This is a genomic window from Gordonibacter urolithinfaciens (genome assembly GCF_900199375.1).
GTDB lineage: Bacteria > Actinomycetota > Coriobacteriia > Coriobacteriales > Eggerthellaceae > Gordonibacter > Gordonibacter urolithinfaciens.
Genome location: NZ_LT900217.1, coordinates 2,032,640 through 2,049,063 on the forward strand (window position 1 = coordinate 2,032,640; position 16,424 = coordinate 2,049,063).

A 16,424-nucleotide genomic window follows, 5' to 3' on the forward strand; every position below is an offset into this window, starting at 1 on the left:
ATGTCCGCGCCAACCGCCATCGACCGCATGCGGTCCACCCTTGCCGAGCGCGTCCTCGCCGGTCCGGACACGCCGGCGCTGCTCATGGTGTCGGGCGGGTCGGACTCCACGGCGCTCGCGTACCTGGCCGCCGAGTTGCACGAGGCCGGGGAGCTGGGACCGCTGGCCATGCTGCACGTGAACCACCGGCTGCGCGGCGAAGCCGCCGATGCCGACGCGCGCTTCGTGGCGCAGCTGGCCAAGCTGCTGGACATCCCTCTGTTCTCGTGCGAGATCGACATCGCGCGCGAGGCCGAGCTCACGGGCGAGAACGTGGAGGCCGTGGCACGCCGCGAGCGCTACTTGGCGGCGAACGAGGCGCTGGAGAGCCTGTGCCGCCATGCGGCCGCGCCGCTGGTCGACGGCCGCATCGTCACGGCCCATACGGCCGATGACCGGGTGGAGAGCTTCTACATGCGCTCCATCGTGGGCACGGGGCCGGGCGGCTTCCGCGCCATGCGGTACCGCAACGGGCCGGTCGTGCGCCCGCTGCTGGATGCGAGCCGGAACGATCTGCGAGCTTACCTGGTCGAACGGGAGCGGGCGGAAGAGCCGGTGGCCGTGGATGCGGAGGGGAGCCTCTGGCGCGAGGATGCCACGAACGCCCACACGGACCGGTTCCGCGCCTACGTGCGCCACGAGATCGTGCCCCGGGCCAAGGAGCGCAACCCGCAGCTGCTCGACGTTCTGTGCCGCAGCATGAACCTCATCGCCGACGAGGACGACATGCTGGAGGCGCAGGCCGAGGCGCTTGCGAACCGCCATGCGGCGTGGATCGAGCAGTCGGAGGCCCTGGGAATCGACCATGGCGCCGGCTGCGTGCTGGCCCCCGCGCTGGGCGCCGAGCCGCGCCCGCTGCAGCGCCGCGCCGTCCTGCGCGTGCTGGGCCTCGTGCTGGGCGCCGAGGCGCGCGTGGAGGCGGCGTCGGTCGAGGCCGTGCTGGCCGCCTACGACGGCGCCGGCGCTCCCCGCGGCGGCTACGTGGCGAACATCCAGGGAGACCTGGCCGTCAGCGCCAACAAGCGCGGCGTGCGCGTCGAGCCCATGGCCGCGTTCCGCGCACGCCGCAAGCGAGGGTGACGGAAAGACGGGTTCGCGCCCCTCTGCACCCGGCCTTGCGTTACAATACCGGGCATGGATAACGAACAGAACACCCACGAGGCGGCCGCGTGCGGCGCGGAGGCCGCCGCTTCCGGCGGGGAGCCCGTCCCCGACATCATCCTGGCCAGCGGCTCGCCGCGGCGCAAGCAGCTGTTGGAGGACGCCGGCATCGCGTTCTCCGTGCGCGTGTCCGAGGTCGACGAGACCTTGGAGCCCGACCTTTTGGCCGACCCGCCCGAGGCGGCGAAGAAGCTGGCCGAGCGCAAGGCCGGCGCCGTGGTGCAGGAGGTGCTGTCGGAGAACTACCTGGGCATGGCGGCCGTGCTGGGAGCCGACACCATGGTCGTGCTCGACGGCGAGATATTCGGAAAGCCCGTAAGCCTCTCGGATGCCAAGCGCATGCTGCGCCGCCTGTCCGGGCGCACCCACGAGGTGATCACGGCCGTGTCGCTGTGGATGGTGGCCGCTCCTGCGATCGAGGACATCTCCGTGGGCTTCCGCACGTTCGTCGACCGTTCCGCCGTCACGTTCCGCTGCCTCACCGACGAGGAGATCGCCGACTACCTGCGGAAGGGCGAGTCGTTCGACAAGGCGGGCGCCTACGCCGTGCAAGGGGAGGGGGCGAGCCTCGTAGAGCGCGTCGACGGCTCCTTGGACTCGGTTATCGGCCTGCCCGTCGGCCGCCTGCTGGACGAGTTCCCGGACCTGTTCGCCGCGCGCTGACGGCTGGCTGACGAAAACGAAACCCCTTGTTTTTTCAACCTATACGCCCTGTTCCCGCGGCGAAATGTAAAAATCGTGGCCCTTGGCCCGGCGTTACCGTCTCGTCTCCTTTTATGAAGAACGCAATGGTACACTAACCGAATCTCAAGGTAAGCGTGACGCCTCCGCTCACGTATCGCGCTTCGGCGCGGAGCGAGGAACGGCAGAGCGCGGATATGACGAAGAGGATGCGAGCTGTGCAGAACGACCTGGCCGAGGTGCTGTTCACCGAAGATGAGATCGCCGCGCGCGTGGCCGAGATCGGCCGCGCCATCACGCGCGATTACGCCTGCACCGCGGACGAGGGCGGCATCGTCCTCATCTCCGTGCTGCGCGGGGCGGCCATCTTCATGGCGGATTTGGCCCGCAAGATCGAGCTGCCGGTGGAGATGGACTACCTGGCCGTCTCGTCGTACGGCAACGGGGCGAAGAGCTCCGGCGTCGTGCGCATCCTGAAAGACCTCACGTCCGAGATCGAAGGGCGCCATGTGATCGTGGCCGAGGACATCCTCGACTCCGGCCTTACCTTGACGTACCTGCTTAAAAACCTGTCGTCGCGTCATCCGGCCTCCCTCGAGGTGGCCACGCTGCTGCGAAAGAAGACGCCCGCGCAGGCGAAGATCGACTGCAAATACCTCGGCTTCGAGTGCCCCGACGATTTCATCGTCGGCTACGGGCTGGACTTTGCGGAGCGCTACCGCAACCTGCCCTGCATCGGCATCTTGAAGCCGGAGATCTACCAATAACGACGTACCCGCGGCGGACGGGCGGCGCACCGACAGGTGGCGGCCGGTTCGCCAGGTAAGCGTGCGGCGGCGGCTCGAACGGGCGGCGGACGGGAAGTCCGCACCGGGTGTCGCGGCCGACCGTTCGGGAAGGAAAGTCAGGCTCCATGGCACAGGATAACAAGAACAGCAACAAGAAGTCGCAATTCCAGCAGCCAAGTCCGCGGACGACCATCATATCGGTCGTCCTGTTCCTGATCGTGGCCTTCTTCGTGGGCCAGCAGTTCATGAACATGTCCAGCACCACGCAGACCGACAGCCTCATCACGTCGGAATTCGTGCAGGCCGTGGAGCAGGACCGCGTGACGAAGGTGGTGTACGACGCCGGCGGCCACACCGTTTCCGGCTCGTACTACCCGGCCGTCACGGCCGGCTCGACGGCGGCCAACGCGTTCAACGACGCGTTCCAAGCGCTCAACGCGCGCATGGCCACGCTCAAGAACCCCGACACCGGCAAGGCGCTGGGCGGCGTGGGCACCACCGACGTCAACGCGGCCACGCTGGGCGACGAACACAACTTCACGTCCACCTACGTGGGCCAGGACTCGCTCGGCGAGCTCATGGCCGCGCACCCGAACATCCCCTACCAGGTGAACCTGCCGTCCGGCTTCATGGACCTGCTCATCACGCTGCTGCCCATCATCGCCATCGGCGCGCTGCTGTTCTTCTTCTTCAACTCCATGCAGAAGGCGAACAACTCGCAGATGTCGTTCGGCAAGGCCAAGACGAAGAAGTCCATCGAGGAGCGTCCCGACGTGAAGTTCTCCGACGTGGCCGGTGTGGACGAGGCCGTGGAGGAGATGCAGGAGATCAAGGACTTCCTGGCGAACCCAGCGAAGTATCAGTCCATGGGCGCGAAGATCCCGTGCGGCTGCCTGCTGGTGGGCCCTCCGGGCACCGGCAAGACGCTGCTCGCGCGCGCCGTCGCCGGCGAGGCGGGCGTGCCGTTCTTCAGCATCTCGGGCTCCGACTTCGTGGAGATGTTCGTGGGCGTGGGCGCGTCCCGCGTGCGCGACCTGTTCCAGCAGGCCAAGGACGCGAGCCCGGCCATCATCTTCATCGACGAGATCGACGCGGTGGGCCGCCAGCGCGGCACGGGCCTCGGCGGCGGGCACGACGAGCGCGAGCAGACGCTGAACCAGCTGCTCGTGGAGATGGACGGCTTCGAGAGCAACGATTCGGTCGTGCTCATCGCCGCCACGAACCGCGCCGACGTGCTGGATCCCGCCCTGCTGCGTCCCGGCCGCTTCGACCGCCAGATCGTGGTGGACGCGCCCGACGTGAAGGGCCGCGAGAAGATCTTGCAGGTGCACTCGAAGGACAAGCCCATCGGCAGCGACGTGGACCTGGCGAAGGTGGCCAAGCTCACGCCGGGCTTCACGGGCGCCGACCTGGCGAACCTCATGAACGAGTCGGCGCTGCTCACGGCGCGCCGCGGCAAGAAGATCATCACGCAGCGCGAGGTGAGCGAGTCCATGGAACGCGTCATTGCCGGCCCGGAGCGCAAGGGCCGCGTGCTCGACGAGCAGACGAAGCACACCATCGCCTACCACGAGAGCGGCCACGCCCTGGTGGGGCACCTGCTGCCGCATGCCGACCCGGTGCACAAGATCAGCATCATCTCGCGCGGCCGGGCGCTCGGCTACACGCTGTCCATCCCCAAGGAGGACAAGGTGCTCAACTCGCTCGGCGAGATGCGCGACGAGCTGGCCGTGTTCATGGGCGGCCGCGTGGCGGAGGAGATCTTCTGCGACGACATCACCACGGGTGCCAGCAACGACCTCGAGCGCGCCACGAAGATGGCCCGCGCCATCGTCACCCAGTACGGCATGAGCGCCGAGCTGGGCACGCAGGTGTTCGGCCAGCCGAACCACGAGGTGTTCCTGGGCCGCGACTACGGCAACACGCAGGACTACTCGGAGGAGACGGCCAAGCGCATCGACGACGAGGTGGCCCGTATCATGAAGGACGCGCACGACCGCGCCTACGAGATCCTCGTGAGCCATCGCGAGCAGATGGACCTCATGGCCAGCGTGCTCTTGGAGCGCGAGACGGTGGAGGGCGAGGCGTGCCTGGCGCTGCTCGACAACACGTGGGACGACTACCTGAAGCACGAGGGAGAGATCAACGCCCGCAAGGAGGCCGAGGAGCAGGCGGCGCGCGAGCGCGATGCCAAGCTGGCCGACCCGAACTGGAAAGAGGAGCCGGTGGAGCCGGGCGACCAGGATCCGAACCCGCCGTTCCGCGAGCCCTCGGACGAGGATGATGGGGCTGCAGCCGGCGCGCAGGCATCGGGCACAACGGCCCCTGCTGCGCCCGCCGACGGCTCTAAGAGCTTCCTCGACGAGATGGAGAAGGGCTTCCGCGAGATGATGGGCGACGGCAAGGGCGCGCCGCAGGACGGCAAGCCCGCCGACCGCACCGACGATGAGAAAGGCGACGGAGAGCGTAAATGATCTGGCGCTGCGCTGATTTCGAGTTCGACACCAAGATGCCCATCGTCATGGGCATCTTGAACGTTACCCCCGATTCCTTCTCCGACGGCGGCGAGCACGAGGACGTTGATGCCGCGCTCGCGCACGCCGAGCGGATGGTGGAGGAGGGGGCCGCCATCGTGGACGTGGGCGGCGAGTCCACCCGGCCCGGAGCCGCGCCCGTGGGCGTGGACGAGGAGCTGGAGCGCGTGCTGCCCGTGGTGCGCGCGCTCGCCGAGTGCGGGATGTGCGTGAGCATCGACACGCGCCGACCTGCGGTGGCGCGCGCGGCCGTCGAGGCGGGTGCGGCCATCGTGAACGACGTGTCCGGCTTCCGCGACCCGGCCATGGTGGACGTGGCGAGCGGCTGCGACGCCGGGCTCGTGGTCATGCACATGCAGGGAGAGCCGGCCACCATGCAGGACGATCCCGTGTACGACGACGTGGTGAACGACGTGCGCGACTACCTGCGCGACCGGGCAGCCGCGCTCGAGGCGGCGGGCATCGCGCACGACCGCATCTGCGTCGATCCCGGACCCGGCTTCGGCAAGACGCCGAAGCAGACCATCGAGCTCGTGCGCAACTTCCAGGAGTTCGCGCGGCTGGGGTACCCGGTGATGGCGGCGCTGTCGCGCAAGAGCTACATCGGCTACGCGTACCGTATCGACGAGCCGCGCGAACGCGACCAGGCGTCCGCTGCCGAGGCGCTCATGGCCTGCGAGCTGGGGGCGAACGTGGTGCGCACGCACAACGTTGCCGAGACGGCCAAGGCGCTCAAGGACCTGCGCCCCTACGCGCTGCTGGGCCTGGGTTGCAACGTGCCGCTCGTAGCCGAGCCGGGCGAGGAGCGCGAGGGCAAGATCGCGCTTCTGAACCAGGCCGTCACCGAGCTGTGCGCGCTGCCGGACTCGCAGATCGTTGACATCTCCAGCTTCTACGAGAGCGAGCCGGCCTACTACTTGGACCAGGACGTGTTCGTGAACGCCGTCGTGCTGCTGCGCACGGGGCTCGCGCCCAAGGAGTTGCTGGGTTACCTGCATGCCATCGAGAACAGCCTGGGCCGTGTGCGCGAGAGAGAGAACGGACCGCGCACCTGCGATATCGATATCATCGACTACCAGCTGTACGTGACGGACAACGACCTGCTCACGCTGCCGCACCCGCGCGCCCTCGAGCGCGACTTCGTGGTGCAGCCGCTGCTGGAGCTGCTGCCGGGCCATGTGCTGGCCGACGGCACCCCTGTGACGTGCGATCGCGTGGCGGTGGGGAAGGCCACACGGCTGTGAGCGAGCCGCTCGCGTTCCGCCTGCGCGTGCTCGACGAGGTTACCTCGACGAACGACGAGGTGAAGCGCGCGTTGGAGGCTGGCGAGCCCGAGGGCCTGGCGTTGCGCGCCCGTCGGCAGACGGGCGGCTACGGCCGGCAGGGTCGCGCCTGGGCGAGCCCCGAAGGCGGCCTGTACCTGTCGCTGCTGCTGCGCCCCTCGGTTGACGCCGCCCTGCTGCCCACCCTGAGCCTCGTGACCGCCCTGGCCGTGCGCCGCGCGGTAGTCGGGCTGCTCCCCGCCGAAGCTGCGGAAAGCGTCCAGGTAAAATGGCCAAACGACCTGGTGGTTCCGGCGGCCGGCCGGCCGCCGGAACCTCTCGATGCTGCGTCAGCACAGCCCGTCTTCCGCAAGCTGTGCGGTATCTCGCTCGAGGCTCATGCGGGCGGCGTGTGCGTGGGCATCGGCGTGAACGTGGAGCTGCCGGATCCTGCCGACAATGCCGCGGTGGGCGGCAAGAACGTCCCCGTCTACCTACCCGAGCTGGGCTTCGAGGGCGGCATCGACGATGTGGCCGCCGCGGTCCTGCACGCGTACGCGCCGCTGTACCGTGCCTGGCAGACCAAGGGCTTTGCGCCGCTTGCAGGCGAGTACGCCGCCCATGCCAGCCTCACGGGGCGCAGCGTGCGCATGGTGAACCTTGCGGGCGAGCCGGTGGCCGAGGGGACGGTGGCCTCGGTGGACGCGTTCGGTCGCCTCGTCCTTCGCGCGCCCGATGGATCGTGCGTGCCGGTCGCCTCCGGCGAGGCGCATCTCGTGTAGATCAGCCGCCCGTCGGCGAATAGGCGCCTTTGGCAGCGCTTTGCTGTGGTTGCTTTATGTATCTGTCGACAAGGTATTCTCCTTTCTCTGTGCGCGCGAGTAAAATATCTCGTTCCGCAAAAATGAGAAAGGCATCTCGAGCCATGGCAGCATCCTCAGCGACGAAGACGAAACTCCCCCTCGATCTCAACGAAGAAAGCACCGGCGCACCCCTCGGCAAGGACCCGAAGAATCCTGGTCGCGACAGCAAGGTCAGCCGCATGGGCACGGCATCCATCCCGCGCCTCATCACCGAGTTCGCCATTCCCGCCATCCTCGGCATGGTGGTGAACGGTGCCTACAACGTGGTGGACTCCATCTTCCTCGGGCAGGCCATGGGCGAGATCGGCCTGTCGGCGGCCACCGTGGCGAACCCCATCATGATCGTGTTCATGGCCATCTCCATGCTCATCGGCAACGGCGGCAACGCGCTCGCGGCGCTGCGCCTGGGCGAGGGACGGCGCGTGGACGCCGAGATCAGCTTGGGCAACACGGTGCTGCTGAGCGTGGTGGTGTCGGCCATAGTCGGCATCGCGGCGCTGAACCCCGCTGTCTTGGACGGCCTGCTCACGCTCTCGAGCGCCACCGACGACGTGCGCCCCTATGCGCGGGCGTTCCTGCAGATCATCTGCTTCGGCTTCATCTTCCAGTGCATCGGCATGGGCGTGAACAACTTCATCCGCACGGCCGGCGCGCCCAACCGCGCGCTCGTCACCATGCTCATCGGCCTCGTGGTGTCCACGGCGTTGAACTACCTGTTCGTTCTCCGGCTGGGTTGGGGGGTGGAGGGCAGCGCGCTAGCCACCATCATCGGGCAGGCCGCGTCGTGCGCCGCGGTGCTGTGGTACTTCGTGTTCACGCGCAACGTGCCGCTCAAGCTGCACTTCCGCTACATGGCGCCGCATCTGCGCGTCATCGGCACCATCCTGTCGCTCGGCTTCGCCAGCTTCGCCGTGCAGGCAGGCATGGCCGTGGTGAACTTCGTCATCAATCACCTGCTGGTCCAGTACGGCGCGTTGAGCCCCATCGGAGCGGACGACGCGTTGGCGTCCATCGGCGTGGTGCAGCGCGTGGCCATGTTCACCGTGCTGCCGCTCGTGGGCGTGGCCGTGGCCATCCAGCCGCTGCTCGGCTTCAACTACGGCGCGAAGCTCATCGACCGCGTGCGCAAGACGCTGTGGTACGGCATTGCCGGCGCTACGGTGCTCGGCACGGTCATGTGGCTGGTGGTGCACCTGTTCCCCGAGTTCATCGTGGGGGCGTTCGGTATCACGCACGACGGGCTGGTTGACTTCACCGTGTTCGCGCTCAAGGTGCAGCTGCTCATGCTGCCGTTCGTGGGCTTCCAGATCGTCGGTTCGAACTACTTCCAGGCCACGGGCCAACCCGCGAAGTCCATCGTGCTGTCGCTCACGCGCCAGATCCTGTTCCTCGTGCCGCTGCTGTTCGCGCTGCCCGAGGTCCTGCCGCACATTTTGCCGCAGTTCACGGGGCTCGACGCACTGTACTTCGCCACGCCCATGGCGGACTTCCTGTCCATCTTCGTCACCGTCATCTTCATCATCGTGGAGATGAAGCGCCTGCGGAAGCTGGAGCGCGGGGAGATCACCGCGAAGTTCTAGCAGGGGCCCGTCGGGATTTGCCCGGCGGATGCCGGTTGCGCTGGCCGCGGCGTGCGGCCCCACGGTACTGTGCGCCGCGGTTTGGCCCGGCAGGTGAGCAGCCGACCGTGTGGCCGGTATCCTGCGTATCGCGCGGTTGTCACCCCGATTGTCAACCTGGAAAGAGTCCGCTGGTTTACGCGAACCGGCGGGCTCTTCTATACTGCGACGCGGTCTGACGGAAGCGGCGAGCAAGTCGCATGCAGGAAGGAAGCGCACATGGACGAGCGGGCGGTGCAGGGAAAGAAGACGGCGGGCACGCGGGGGAGTACGCGTTCGATCGCGTTCGTGGCGCTCACGATCGCGCTCATGGGCGTTTCGGCGTGGGTGGCCATACCGTTCGGCCCTGTGATGCTCACGCTGCAGATGTTCGCGCTTATGTTCGCCCTGCTCGCGCTCACGCCGCGCGAGTGCCTGGCGGCGATTGCGGGCTACCTGGCGCTCGGCGCGGTGGGGCTGCCGATGTTCTCGGGCATGCGCGGCGGCATCGGCATGCTGCTGGGCCCCACGGGGGGCTATCTGTGGGGGTATGTGGTGGCCGCGGCCGTGGCGCTCGCTGTGCGGGCGGCGCTGCGCCGCGCGCTTGGCGGCGGCGCAGCTGGCAAGAAGCTTGCAGGAGGGCGCGCGTGGGCCGTCGACCTGGCTGCCTGCCTCGTATTCATCATCGTTACGTACACGTGCGGCTGCGTGCAGTACGCCGCGGTGGTAGGGGTGGATCTTGCCGCCGCGTTCGCCGTAACCATCGCCCCCTTCGCCATCCCCGACCTGGTGAAAGCCGTCGCCGCCGTTGCCTGCGCCCGCGCCGTCACGCGCGCCGTGCCGCGGAGGTAGGGGGTCGATTCTCCTGCGACAGCGTCGGCGAAGCTGTCGGCGAGCGAGGAGGAGCTTTGAGCGCCGGGGGTATCTCGCGTTTGAGGAGCGTTTGGCGGATCAGGCGATGCCGCCGGGCGCGTGTGCCTACGCCTCGTACACCACGGCGCCGCTGGTGAAGCCGCCGCCGAAGGCCACCAGCACCACCTTGTCGCCGGGCTTGATGCGGCCGGCGGTGTACGCCTCGGCCAGCGCCATGGGCAGGCTGGCGGCCGAGGTGTTGCCGGCGTGGGCGATGGAGAGCTGGAACAGGTCCATCGGGCGGTCGAGCTTCTTGGCGGCGTACTTGATGATGCGCTCGTTGGCCTGGTGGGGGACGATGCAGGCCACCTCGTCCAGCGCGATGCCCGCGCGGTCGAGCGCCTGGTTGACGGCGACGGTCATGGCCTCGGCGGCGAACTTGAACACCTTCTGGCCGTTCATGTAGATGGTCTGGCGCGGGCGGCCGTCCTCGATGGCCTCGCGCACGGCGAGCTCGTCGGCGATCTGCGCAGCCGCCGCGTCCGTGTCCGCGACCGCCGGCGCGATGCCGTCGGCGTCGAACGGTTGGGGCGCGTCGTACGTCGCGGGGCAGGACAGCGCGTTCGTCACGTCGTCCTCGTTCACGATGTAGCTGCCCAGGATGCCGGGGCGCTCGTCGCTCCACTCGAGCACGGCCGCGCCGGCGCCGTCGCCGAACAGCACGCAGGTGTTGCGGTCGGCCCAGTTCGTCAGGCGGGTCAGGCGCTCGGCTCCCACCACGAGGGCGCGGCGCACGGGGTTGCGCCCGGCGGCGCCCGGAGTTTTCGGCGCGCTCGCGGCCATCAGGGCCTCGGCCACGGTCAAGCCGTAGACGAAGCCCGTGCAGGCGGCGTTCACGTCGAAGGCGATGGCGTTCTCGAGGCCCAGGCGGCGGCGCAGCAGGCCCGCCATCGAAGGCACCACCGTGTCCGGCGTGATGGTGGCGAACACCACGAGGTCGATCTCGCCCGCTTCGAGGCACCGCTCGGCGAAGCCGCCTTCGACCCAGCCCAGTGCCTCGCGCGCCGCCTGCTCGGCCAGGTCGGCGTTCGACTCTCCTACGGCCACGTGGCGGCTCTCGATGCCGGTGCGCGTCCTGATCCACTCGTCGTTCGTGTCGACGAGCGCCTTCAGGTCGTCGTTTTGCACCTCAAGCGCCGGAACCGCCTTGCCGAATCCCACCAATGCACTGCCCACGATGTTTCTCCTGCCTTCGACCAAGATGCGCCTGCCCCACCTACTGCTAACGGGCTTCCGCGTAAGAGTCGACAATACTTCGATAATCAAACTAATTGTCTATTATAGGCTTGCAACTGAGGAAAAGCATGCGGCTCCAAAAAATGCACGAAGCCCCTCGCGCAGTGGATGCTCGGCGCCTCATTGCGAGGGTTTCCAACTGCCCGCTACCCTTGGGAGTGGGCGGATGACGTTCTCGTTGCGTTCTATTGCAGGTTGCCGCATGCGTGCTTGCAGATAGACGGATGAACATCGAGAAGTCGGCATCGAATGGCACAGTAATCACCGGTTTTCTACAACGGGCCCCTCCTTTCTGGCCTCCGTAGGATATTCCAGCAAAATTTGCTTGACAGTGAAGTAACCCCACCTGGGATTTCTCTGATAGAAGCGTTCTCCTTCGCTGTTGATAGGTCTGGCGATGTGGAAAATCGGTGATTACTGTGTCGATGGGTGTCTTTCCGAAAGCCAGTACATGATTGACACCGCCACTTTCCTCGCCACATGCGGCGGGCCGAGACATTGCCCGCATTAGCCGCGGTGAAGGCGTCATCGTGTGGAGCGCCCGACGACGGCCTGCTCATGATGGTGTGCTCGCTCAACGAGGTCGCGACCGTGTGCCGCATCGGAGATTACGACGGCTTGGAAGAGCCTTTGCGTCTTGTGGCGGTCCATCGGCCCCTTTTCCCGGCATACTACCCTCGGCAGTATGCCGCCCTTCGTCCCTCATCAATCCCATATCGTGACGCTTGTGGCGCGATTTCACGTTGCCGCGGCGATTCGCGGTCCCGCCCTGCGCGGCATGCTGTCCCCAGTGCTATTCGACGAGAGAACCAAGGAGGGCGAAGCATGGAGAAATCAGAGGGCATCACCATCCCGCATGAGAAGCCGTGGCGCTACGAGGAAGGCGAGTACACGGTAACGCGCGGCAGCGCGTGGTCGGGGCCGGGATGCCACCTGGGGTGCGGCGTGCTGATGTACACCGACAAGGACGGCAAGCTCGTGAAGGTGGAGGGCGACCCCGAGAACCCGATGACCGACGGCCGCCTGTGCGTGCGCTGCCTGGACATGCCCGAGATCGTGAACCACAAGGACCGCCTCACCTACCCGATGAAGCGCGCCCGCGCCGACCGCGGCAAGAACAGGTGGGAGCGCGTGAGCTGGGACGAGGCCTACGACATCGTGGAGCGCGAGTTCAACGCCATCAAGGACAGGTACGGTGCCGAGTCCGTGGTGTTCATCCACGGCACCGGCCGCGACATCGCGCCGTGGCAGTCGCGTTTGTGCTGGTCGTTCGGCAGCCCGAACTACGGCAACGTGCTCTCGGGCAACGCGTGCTACCTGCCGCGCGTGGCCGGCATGGCCGCCACGACGGGCTCGTTTTGGATCGCCGACGTGGCCCAGCATTTCCCCGACCGGTTCGACCACGAGGGCTGGACCATGCCCGAGGTCATGTTCGTGTGGGGCAACAACCCCCTCATCGCGAACTCGGACGGCTTCTTCGGCCACTGGGTCATCGACCTCATGAAGCGCGGCATGAAGACCGTGGTCATCGACCCGCGCGTGACGTTCCTCGCGGCGAAGGCCGACCTGCACCTGCCCATCCGTCCCGGCACCGACGCGGCGCTGGCGCTCGGCATGCTGAACGTCATCATCAACGAGGAAATCTACGATAAGGAATTCGTCGACTGCTGGTGCTACGGCTTCGACGAGCTGAAGGAGCGCGTGCAGGAGTATCCGGCCGGCCGCGTGGCCGAGATCACCTGGATCCCCGAGGACAAGATCGTGCGCGCCGCCCGCATGCTGGCCGCGGCGAAGCCGGCCACGCTGCAGTGGGGCCTTGCCATCGACATGACGCGCGAGGCGATCCCCGCCGGCCAGGCCATCGCAGCGCTGTTCCAGATCACGGGCAACATCGACTGCCCGGGCGGCCTGGTGCCCCCCGCGGAGATCATGGCGTACTCCGGCGGCTGGGGCCGCGATCTGCTGCCCCCCGAGCAGGAGCCGAAGCGCCTGGGCCTCGACCGCTACCGCCTGCTGCAGATGGGCTTCAAGCAGTCCTCGCCCGACGTGCTCATCGAGACCATGGAGACGGGCGTGCCCTACGAGATCCACGGCGCACACTTCCAGACCACGAACGGCATCGCCTGCATGGGCGCCGACCCTCACCGCGTGTACAACGCGTTCAACAAGTGCGACTTCATCGTGTCGGTCGACCTGTTCATGACGCCCACCATCATGGCGCTGGCCGACGTCGTGCTGCCTGCCGCCACGTTCGCCGAGCGCAACGGCATCCGCGTGGGCGACGGGCCGCAGCGCGGCGAGGTCATCAACAAGGTCACGCAGATCGGCGAGTGCAAGTCCGACATGCAGATCAACCTGGAGTTGGGCAAGCGCTTCAACCCCGAGGCCTGGCCTTGGGAGAAGCCGGAGGAGATGTTCACCGAGCTGTTGAAGCCCACGGGCTACTCGTGGGAGGAGCTGCGCGAGGAGGCGCCGGTGTACCTTCCGGTGGAGTACTACAAGTACAAGACCGGCAAGATGCGCAACGACGGCCAGCCCGGGTTCCAGACGGCCACGGGCCGCATCGAGCTGTGGTCGACGTTCTACAACGCGGCCGAGCTCGACCCGCTGCCGTACTTCGAGGAGCCCGATCCGGGCCCCGGCTCCACGCCGGAGCTGTTCGAGCAGTACCCGCTCGTGCTCACCACGGGCGCGCGCAACTGGAGCTACTTCCACTCGGAGCACCGCCAGATCGAGCGTTTGCGCCGGATGCACCCCGACCCCATCGTGCAGGTGCATCCCGACAAGCTGGCCGAGCTCGGCATGGAGGACGGCGAGTGGGTGTGGATCGAGAACCAGAACGGCCGTGCCAAGATCAAGATCGAGTCGACGCCCATCCTCACCGATCCCCGCATCGTGGCCTGCGACCACGCATGGTGGCGGCCGGAGGGCGACCCGGAGAAGTTCTTCGACGTGTTCGAGTACAACATCAACAACCTCATGGTGTACAGCCCCGGCAAGAGCGGGTTCGGTTCCAACTACAAGACGAGCATCTGCAGGCTCTACAAGCTCGAGGACGGTGAGTAACAATGGCCCAGTACGGAATCTTGGTTGACTACGAATGGTGCACGGGCTGCCATTCGTGCGAGTTCGCATGCCAGATGGAGCACGGCTACCCGGTGGGGCAGACGGGCATCCTGGTGAACGAGATAGGCCCGTGGAAGATCGACGAGGACGTGTGGCAGCTGGCCTACATGCCGGTGCCCACCGACCAGTGCGACCTGTGCGCTGCGCGCCAGGCTCTCGGCAAGGTGCCTACCTGCGTGCAGCACTGCCAGGCGAAATGCCTGGAGTACGGCCCTCTGGAGGAGCTGAACGCCAAGCTGGCCGCCAAGACGAAGCAGGCGGTGTTCGCCCTCGGCGAGTAAGCAAGGGGCCCGCGTCCCGGCTGCGTGCCGGGACGCGGGTCAGCGGCCGGCCGTGAGACTGCGGCCGGCCGAGTCGTCGCATGCAGGAAAGCGGCTGGACATGCGACGCATACCCTCCAAAGTCTGCCAGAATTCGAAAAATCTGATGCGCGGCACGAGGCGGAGAAGGCGTTTTGCGCTGCCGTGACAGAATCTTTGTGTGGAAAGGGGCCGTTGTGGATACCATCGTGCTGCTCGTCGCGGTTGTGGCGGGCCTCGTGGCGTTGGAGCTGCTGGGCATGCGCGCGTACCGTCGCCATCGTGCACGCAAGCAGGCGGCGTTCACGCGGGAGAACGTGGGCGCGGTCTACGACGACCTGCAGGCCGCCCGCGCCCGATGCCTGGCGGAGAAACGCGCGTTCGCCCTGTTGGCCGATGCCGCCCGCTCGGCCGGCCGCCCGGAGGACGGTGCCGTGCTGGACGCGTTGGCGGCTGGCGAGCGGGCTCACCTGGCTGCGATCGAGGCCTTCCGCGGGCCGCTGCATGCCGAGAGCGTCGATCCGGCGGCGTACACGTCCCTGCCGTCGAGCTTGGACGACGCCCTGCGCGTCGCGTCCGGGCGGCTCGATGATTGGAGTACGGGGGCTTGCCGCGACGCCGCCGCGCGCGCCCGCGTGCGCGGCTACCGCGACATCGCGAAGCTCTACCGCCAGCTGCAGGAGGTGGAGCAGGCCGCCGCGTGCCTCTGCCTCGATATGGCCGAGGGCGCCCGTCCTGCCGGGCTCTTCTCGCTCTGCCCGGCCTGCGGCCTCGTCGTGGCCGGCCGTCGTCCCGCTTTCTGCACCGTGTGCGCGAAGCCTGGCTTCGAGTTCGACGACGTGGCGATGCCCGCAATGCCGGAAGCGGCAGCTGCCATGTTAAAACCTGAAGGCGTCGCGTAGCGGCGAGCCAAGGCCCGTGGGGCGGCGCCCGTCAGGCCGAAACCACCATCTCCGCCAGCTCCAGCAGGTTGGATGCCTCGTAATCCGCGCGGACGCCCAGCTCCTCGGGTGGCAGGCCGCGGCGGTTGAGCCAACCCACGGTGAAGCCGAACGCCTTGGCGCCGGCCACGTCCCAGCCGTTCGACGACACGAACAGCAGGCGCTCCCGCGCAACGCCCAGGTGGTCGACGGCCAACTGGTACACCTCGGGCCGCACCTTGAACAGCCCCGCCTCGTCGGCGCTCAGGCAGGCGTCCAGGTGCGCGCCCAGCCCGGAGCGCGCGACGAGCGGCTGGATCATCCCCAGGTTGCCGTTCGTGAGGATGGCCTTCTTGCGCGTGCCGAAACGCGCCATGGCCTCTATGACCTCGGGGTACATCTCCAGCTCCAGATAGGTTGCCATGATGGCCGCTATCTTCCCCTCGTCGCCCTCCAAGCCCAGCTCGGCCAGCGTGTAGCGCAGCGCGTCCTCGGTGACGCGCCAGAAGTCCGCATAGCGTCCCATGAGCGTGCGCAGCCACGAGTACTCCAGCTGCTTCTGGCGCCACAGCCGGCTCATGGCCGCCCCGCTGCCGGGGTACTCCTCCTCGCACTTCCGCTCCACCGAGTACACGTCGTACAGCGTGCCGTACGCATCGAACGCGATAGCCTCTATCATGGCCGTTTCCCTTTCCCCTGAGTATCCCGCCGCAGCCGCCAACGCTGCAGCCTCCTCCATTGTGCGCCGAAACCATCGGCGCGGCAAGCAGAAAAGGACCCGCACCCGTTTTGAGGCGAGCCCCTGCAGTTTGGTCGGATTCAACGAAAGCGACCACAATTATCGGGGTCAAGTTCATAGAGGCGCGGGCCCTTGGGGGAAGGCAGTGCGACGGCGAGGTCGTTGGGGCAGGCGGCGAACCCGCTGTGGCGCTCGGACGGTCTTCGCCCGGGCCCGCACGGCCGGCCGCTCCGGCACCGCTTTCGGAAAAGGGAAGGGCCCGGACC

At 67.4% G+C, this 16,424-nt stretch carries 13 protein-coding genes; 11 read left to right on the top strand and 2 right to left on the bottom strand.

Annotated features, from left to right (window positions below):
• The 8 genes from tilS (at position 1) to BN3560_RS08750 (ending at position 9,778) form a co-directional block, all read left to right on the top strand.
• Positions 1-1,119: a tRNA lysidine(34) synthetase TilS gene (tilS, locus tag BN3560_RS08715; protein WP_096227749.1), complete on the top strand. Its 1,119-nt coding sequence runs from the start codon at positions 1-3 to the stop codon at positions 1,117-1,119.
• Positions 1,120-1,173: 54 nt separating this feature from the next.
• The gene (locus BN3560_RS08720) at positions 1,174-1,863 is read left to right on the top strand and encodes a Maf family protein (protein WP_096227750.1); all 690 of its coding nucleotides are present in this window, start codon (positions 1,174-1,176) and stop codon (positions 1,861-1,863) included.
• A gap of 236 nt (positions 1,864-2,099) precedes the next feature.
• The gene (gene hpt / locus BN3560_RS08725; RefSeq protein ID WP_087190070.1) at positions 2,100-2,648 is read left to right on the top strand and encodes a hypoxanthine phosphoribosyltransferase; all 549 of its coding nucleotides are present in this window, start codon (positions 2,100-2,102) and stop codon (positions 2,646-2,648) included.
• A 146-nt stretch (positions 2,649-2,794) separates the two neighbouring features.
• Entirely contained in the window at positions 2,795-5,143 is a 2,349-nt protein-coding gene (gene ftsH, locus BN3560_RS08730) for an ATP-dependent zinc metalloprotease FtsH (protein ID WP_096227751.1), read from the top strand.
• Positions 5,140-6,447 carry a dihydropteroate synthase gene (folP, locus tag BN3560_RS08735; protein ID WP_096227752.1) on the top strand — a complete coding sequence of 436 codons (1,308 nt, stop codon included), beginning with the start codon at positions 5,140-5,142 and terminating at the stop codon, positions 6,445-6,447. Before ftsH ends, folP begins: the two co-directional genes overlap by 4 nt.
• Entirely contained in the window at positions 6,444-7,247 is an 804-nt protein-coding gene (locus BN3560_RS08740; protein ID WP_096227753.1) for a biotin--[acetyl-CoA-carboxylase] ligase, read from the top strand. The genes folP and BN3560_RS08740 overlap by 4 nt, the downstream gene beginning before the upstream one ends.
• A 143-nt stretch (positions 7,248-7,390) precedes the next feature.
• Positions 7,391-8,908 (top strand): MATE family efflux transporter, encoded by a 1,518-nt coding sequence (locus BN3560_RS08745; protein ID WP_087189997.1) that lies wholly within the window; start codon positions 7,391-7,393, stop codon positions 8,906-8,908.
• Between the two features lie 258 nt (positions 8,909-9,166).
• A complete protein-coding gene (locus BN3560_RS08750) occupies positions 9,167-9,778 on the top strand; it encodes a biotin transporter BioY (protein ID WP_096227754.1) in 612 nt (203 codons plus the stop codon).
• A 126-nt stretch (positions 9,779-9,904) separates the two neighbouring features.
• Here the strand turns inward: BN3560_RS08750 and BN3560_RS08755 are convergent, their stop codons facing one another.
• Positions 9,905-11,014 (bottom strand): 3-oxoacyl-ACP synthase III family protein, encoded by a 1,110-nt coding sequence (locus BN3560_RS08755; RefSeq protein WP_096227755.1) that lies wholly within the window; start codon positions 11,012-11,014, stop codon positions 9,905-9,907.
• 885 nt (positions 11,015-11,899) lie between these two features.
• Here BN3560_RS08755 and BN3560_RS08760 point away from each other — a divergent pair.
• From BN3560_RS08760 to BN3560_RS08770, 3 genes are all read left to right on the top strand, one after another.
• A complete protein-coding gene (locus tag BN3560_RS08760; protein WP_096227756.1) occupies positions 11,900-14,140 on the top strand; it encodes a molybdopterin-dependent oxidoreductase in 2,241 nt (746 codons plus the stop codon).
• Positions 14,141-14,142: 2 nt separating this feature from the next.
• Entirely contained in the window at positions 14,143-14,481 is a 339-nt protein-coding gene (locus tag BN3560_RS08765) for an oxidoreductase (RefSeq protein ID WP_087189993.1), read from the top strand.
• 215 nt (positions 14,482-14,696) lie between these two features.
• Positions 14,697-15,401, top strand: coding sequence for a hypothetical protein (locus BN3560_RS08770; protein WP_096227757.1), 705 nt, complete (start codon positions 14,697-14,699; stop codon positions 15,399-15,401).
• 31 nt (positions 15,402-15,432) lie between these two features.
• Here the strand turns inward: BN3560_RS08770 and BN3560_RS08775 are convergent, their stop codons facing one another.
• Positions 15,433-16,098 carry a haloacid dehalogenase type II gene (locus tag BN3560_RS08775; protein ID WP_096227758.1) on the bottom strand — a complete coding sequence of 222 codons (666 nt, stop codon included), beginning with the start codon at positions 16,096-16,098 and terminating at the stop codon, positions 15,433-15,435.
• Positions 16,099-16,424 lie beyond the last annotated feature (326 nt).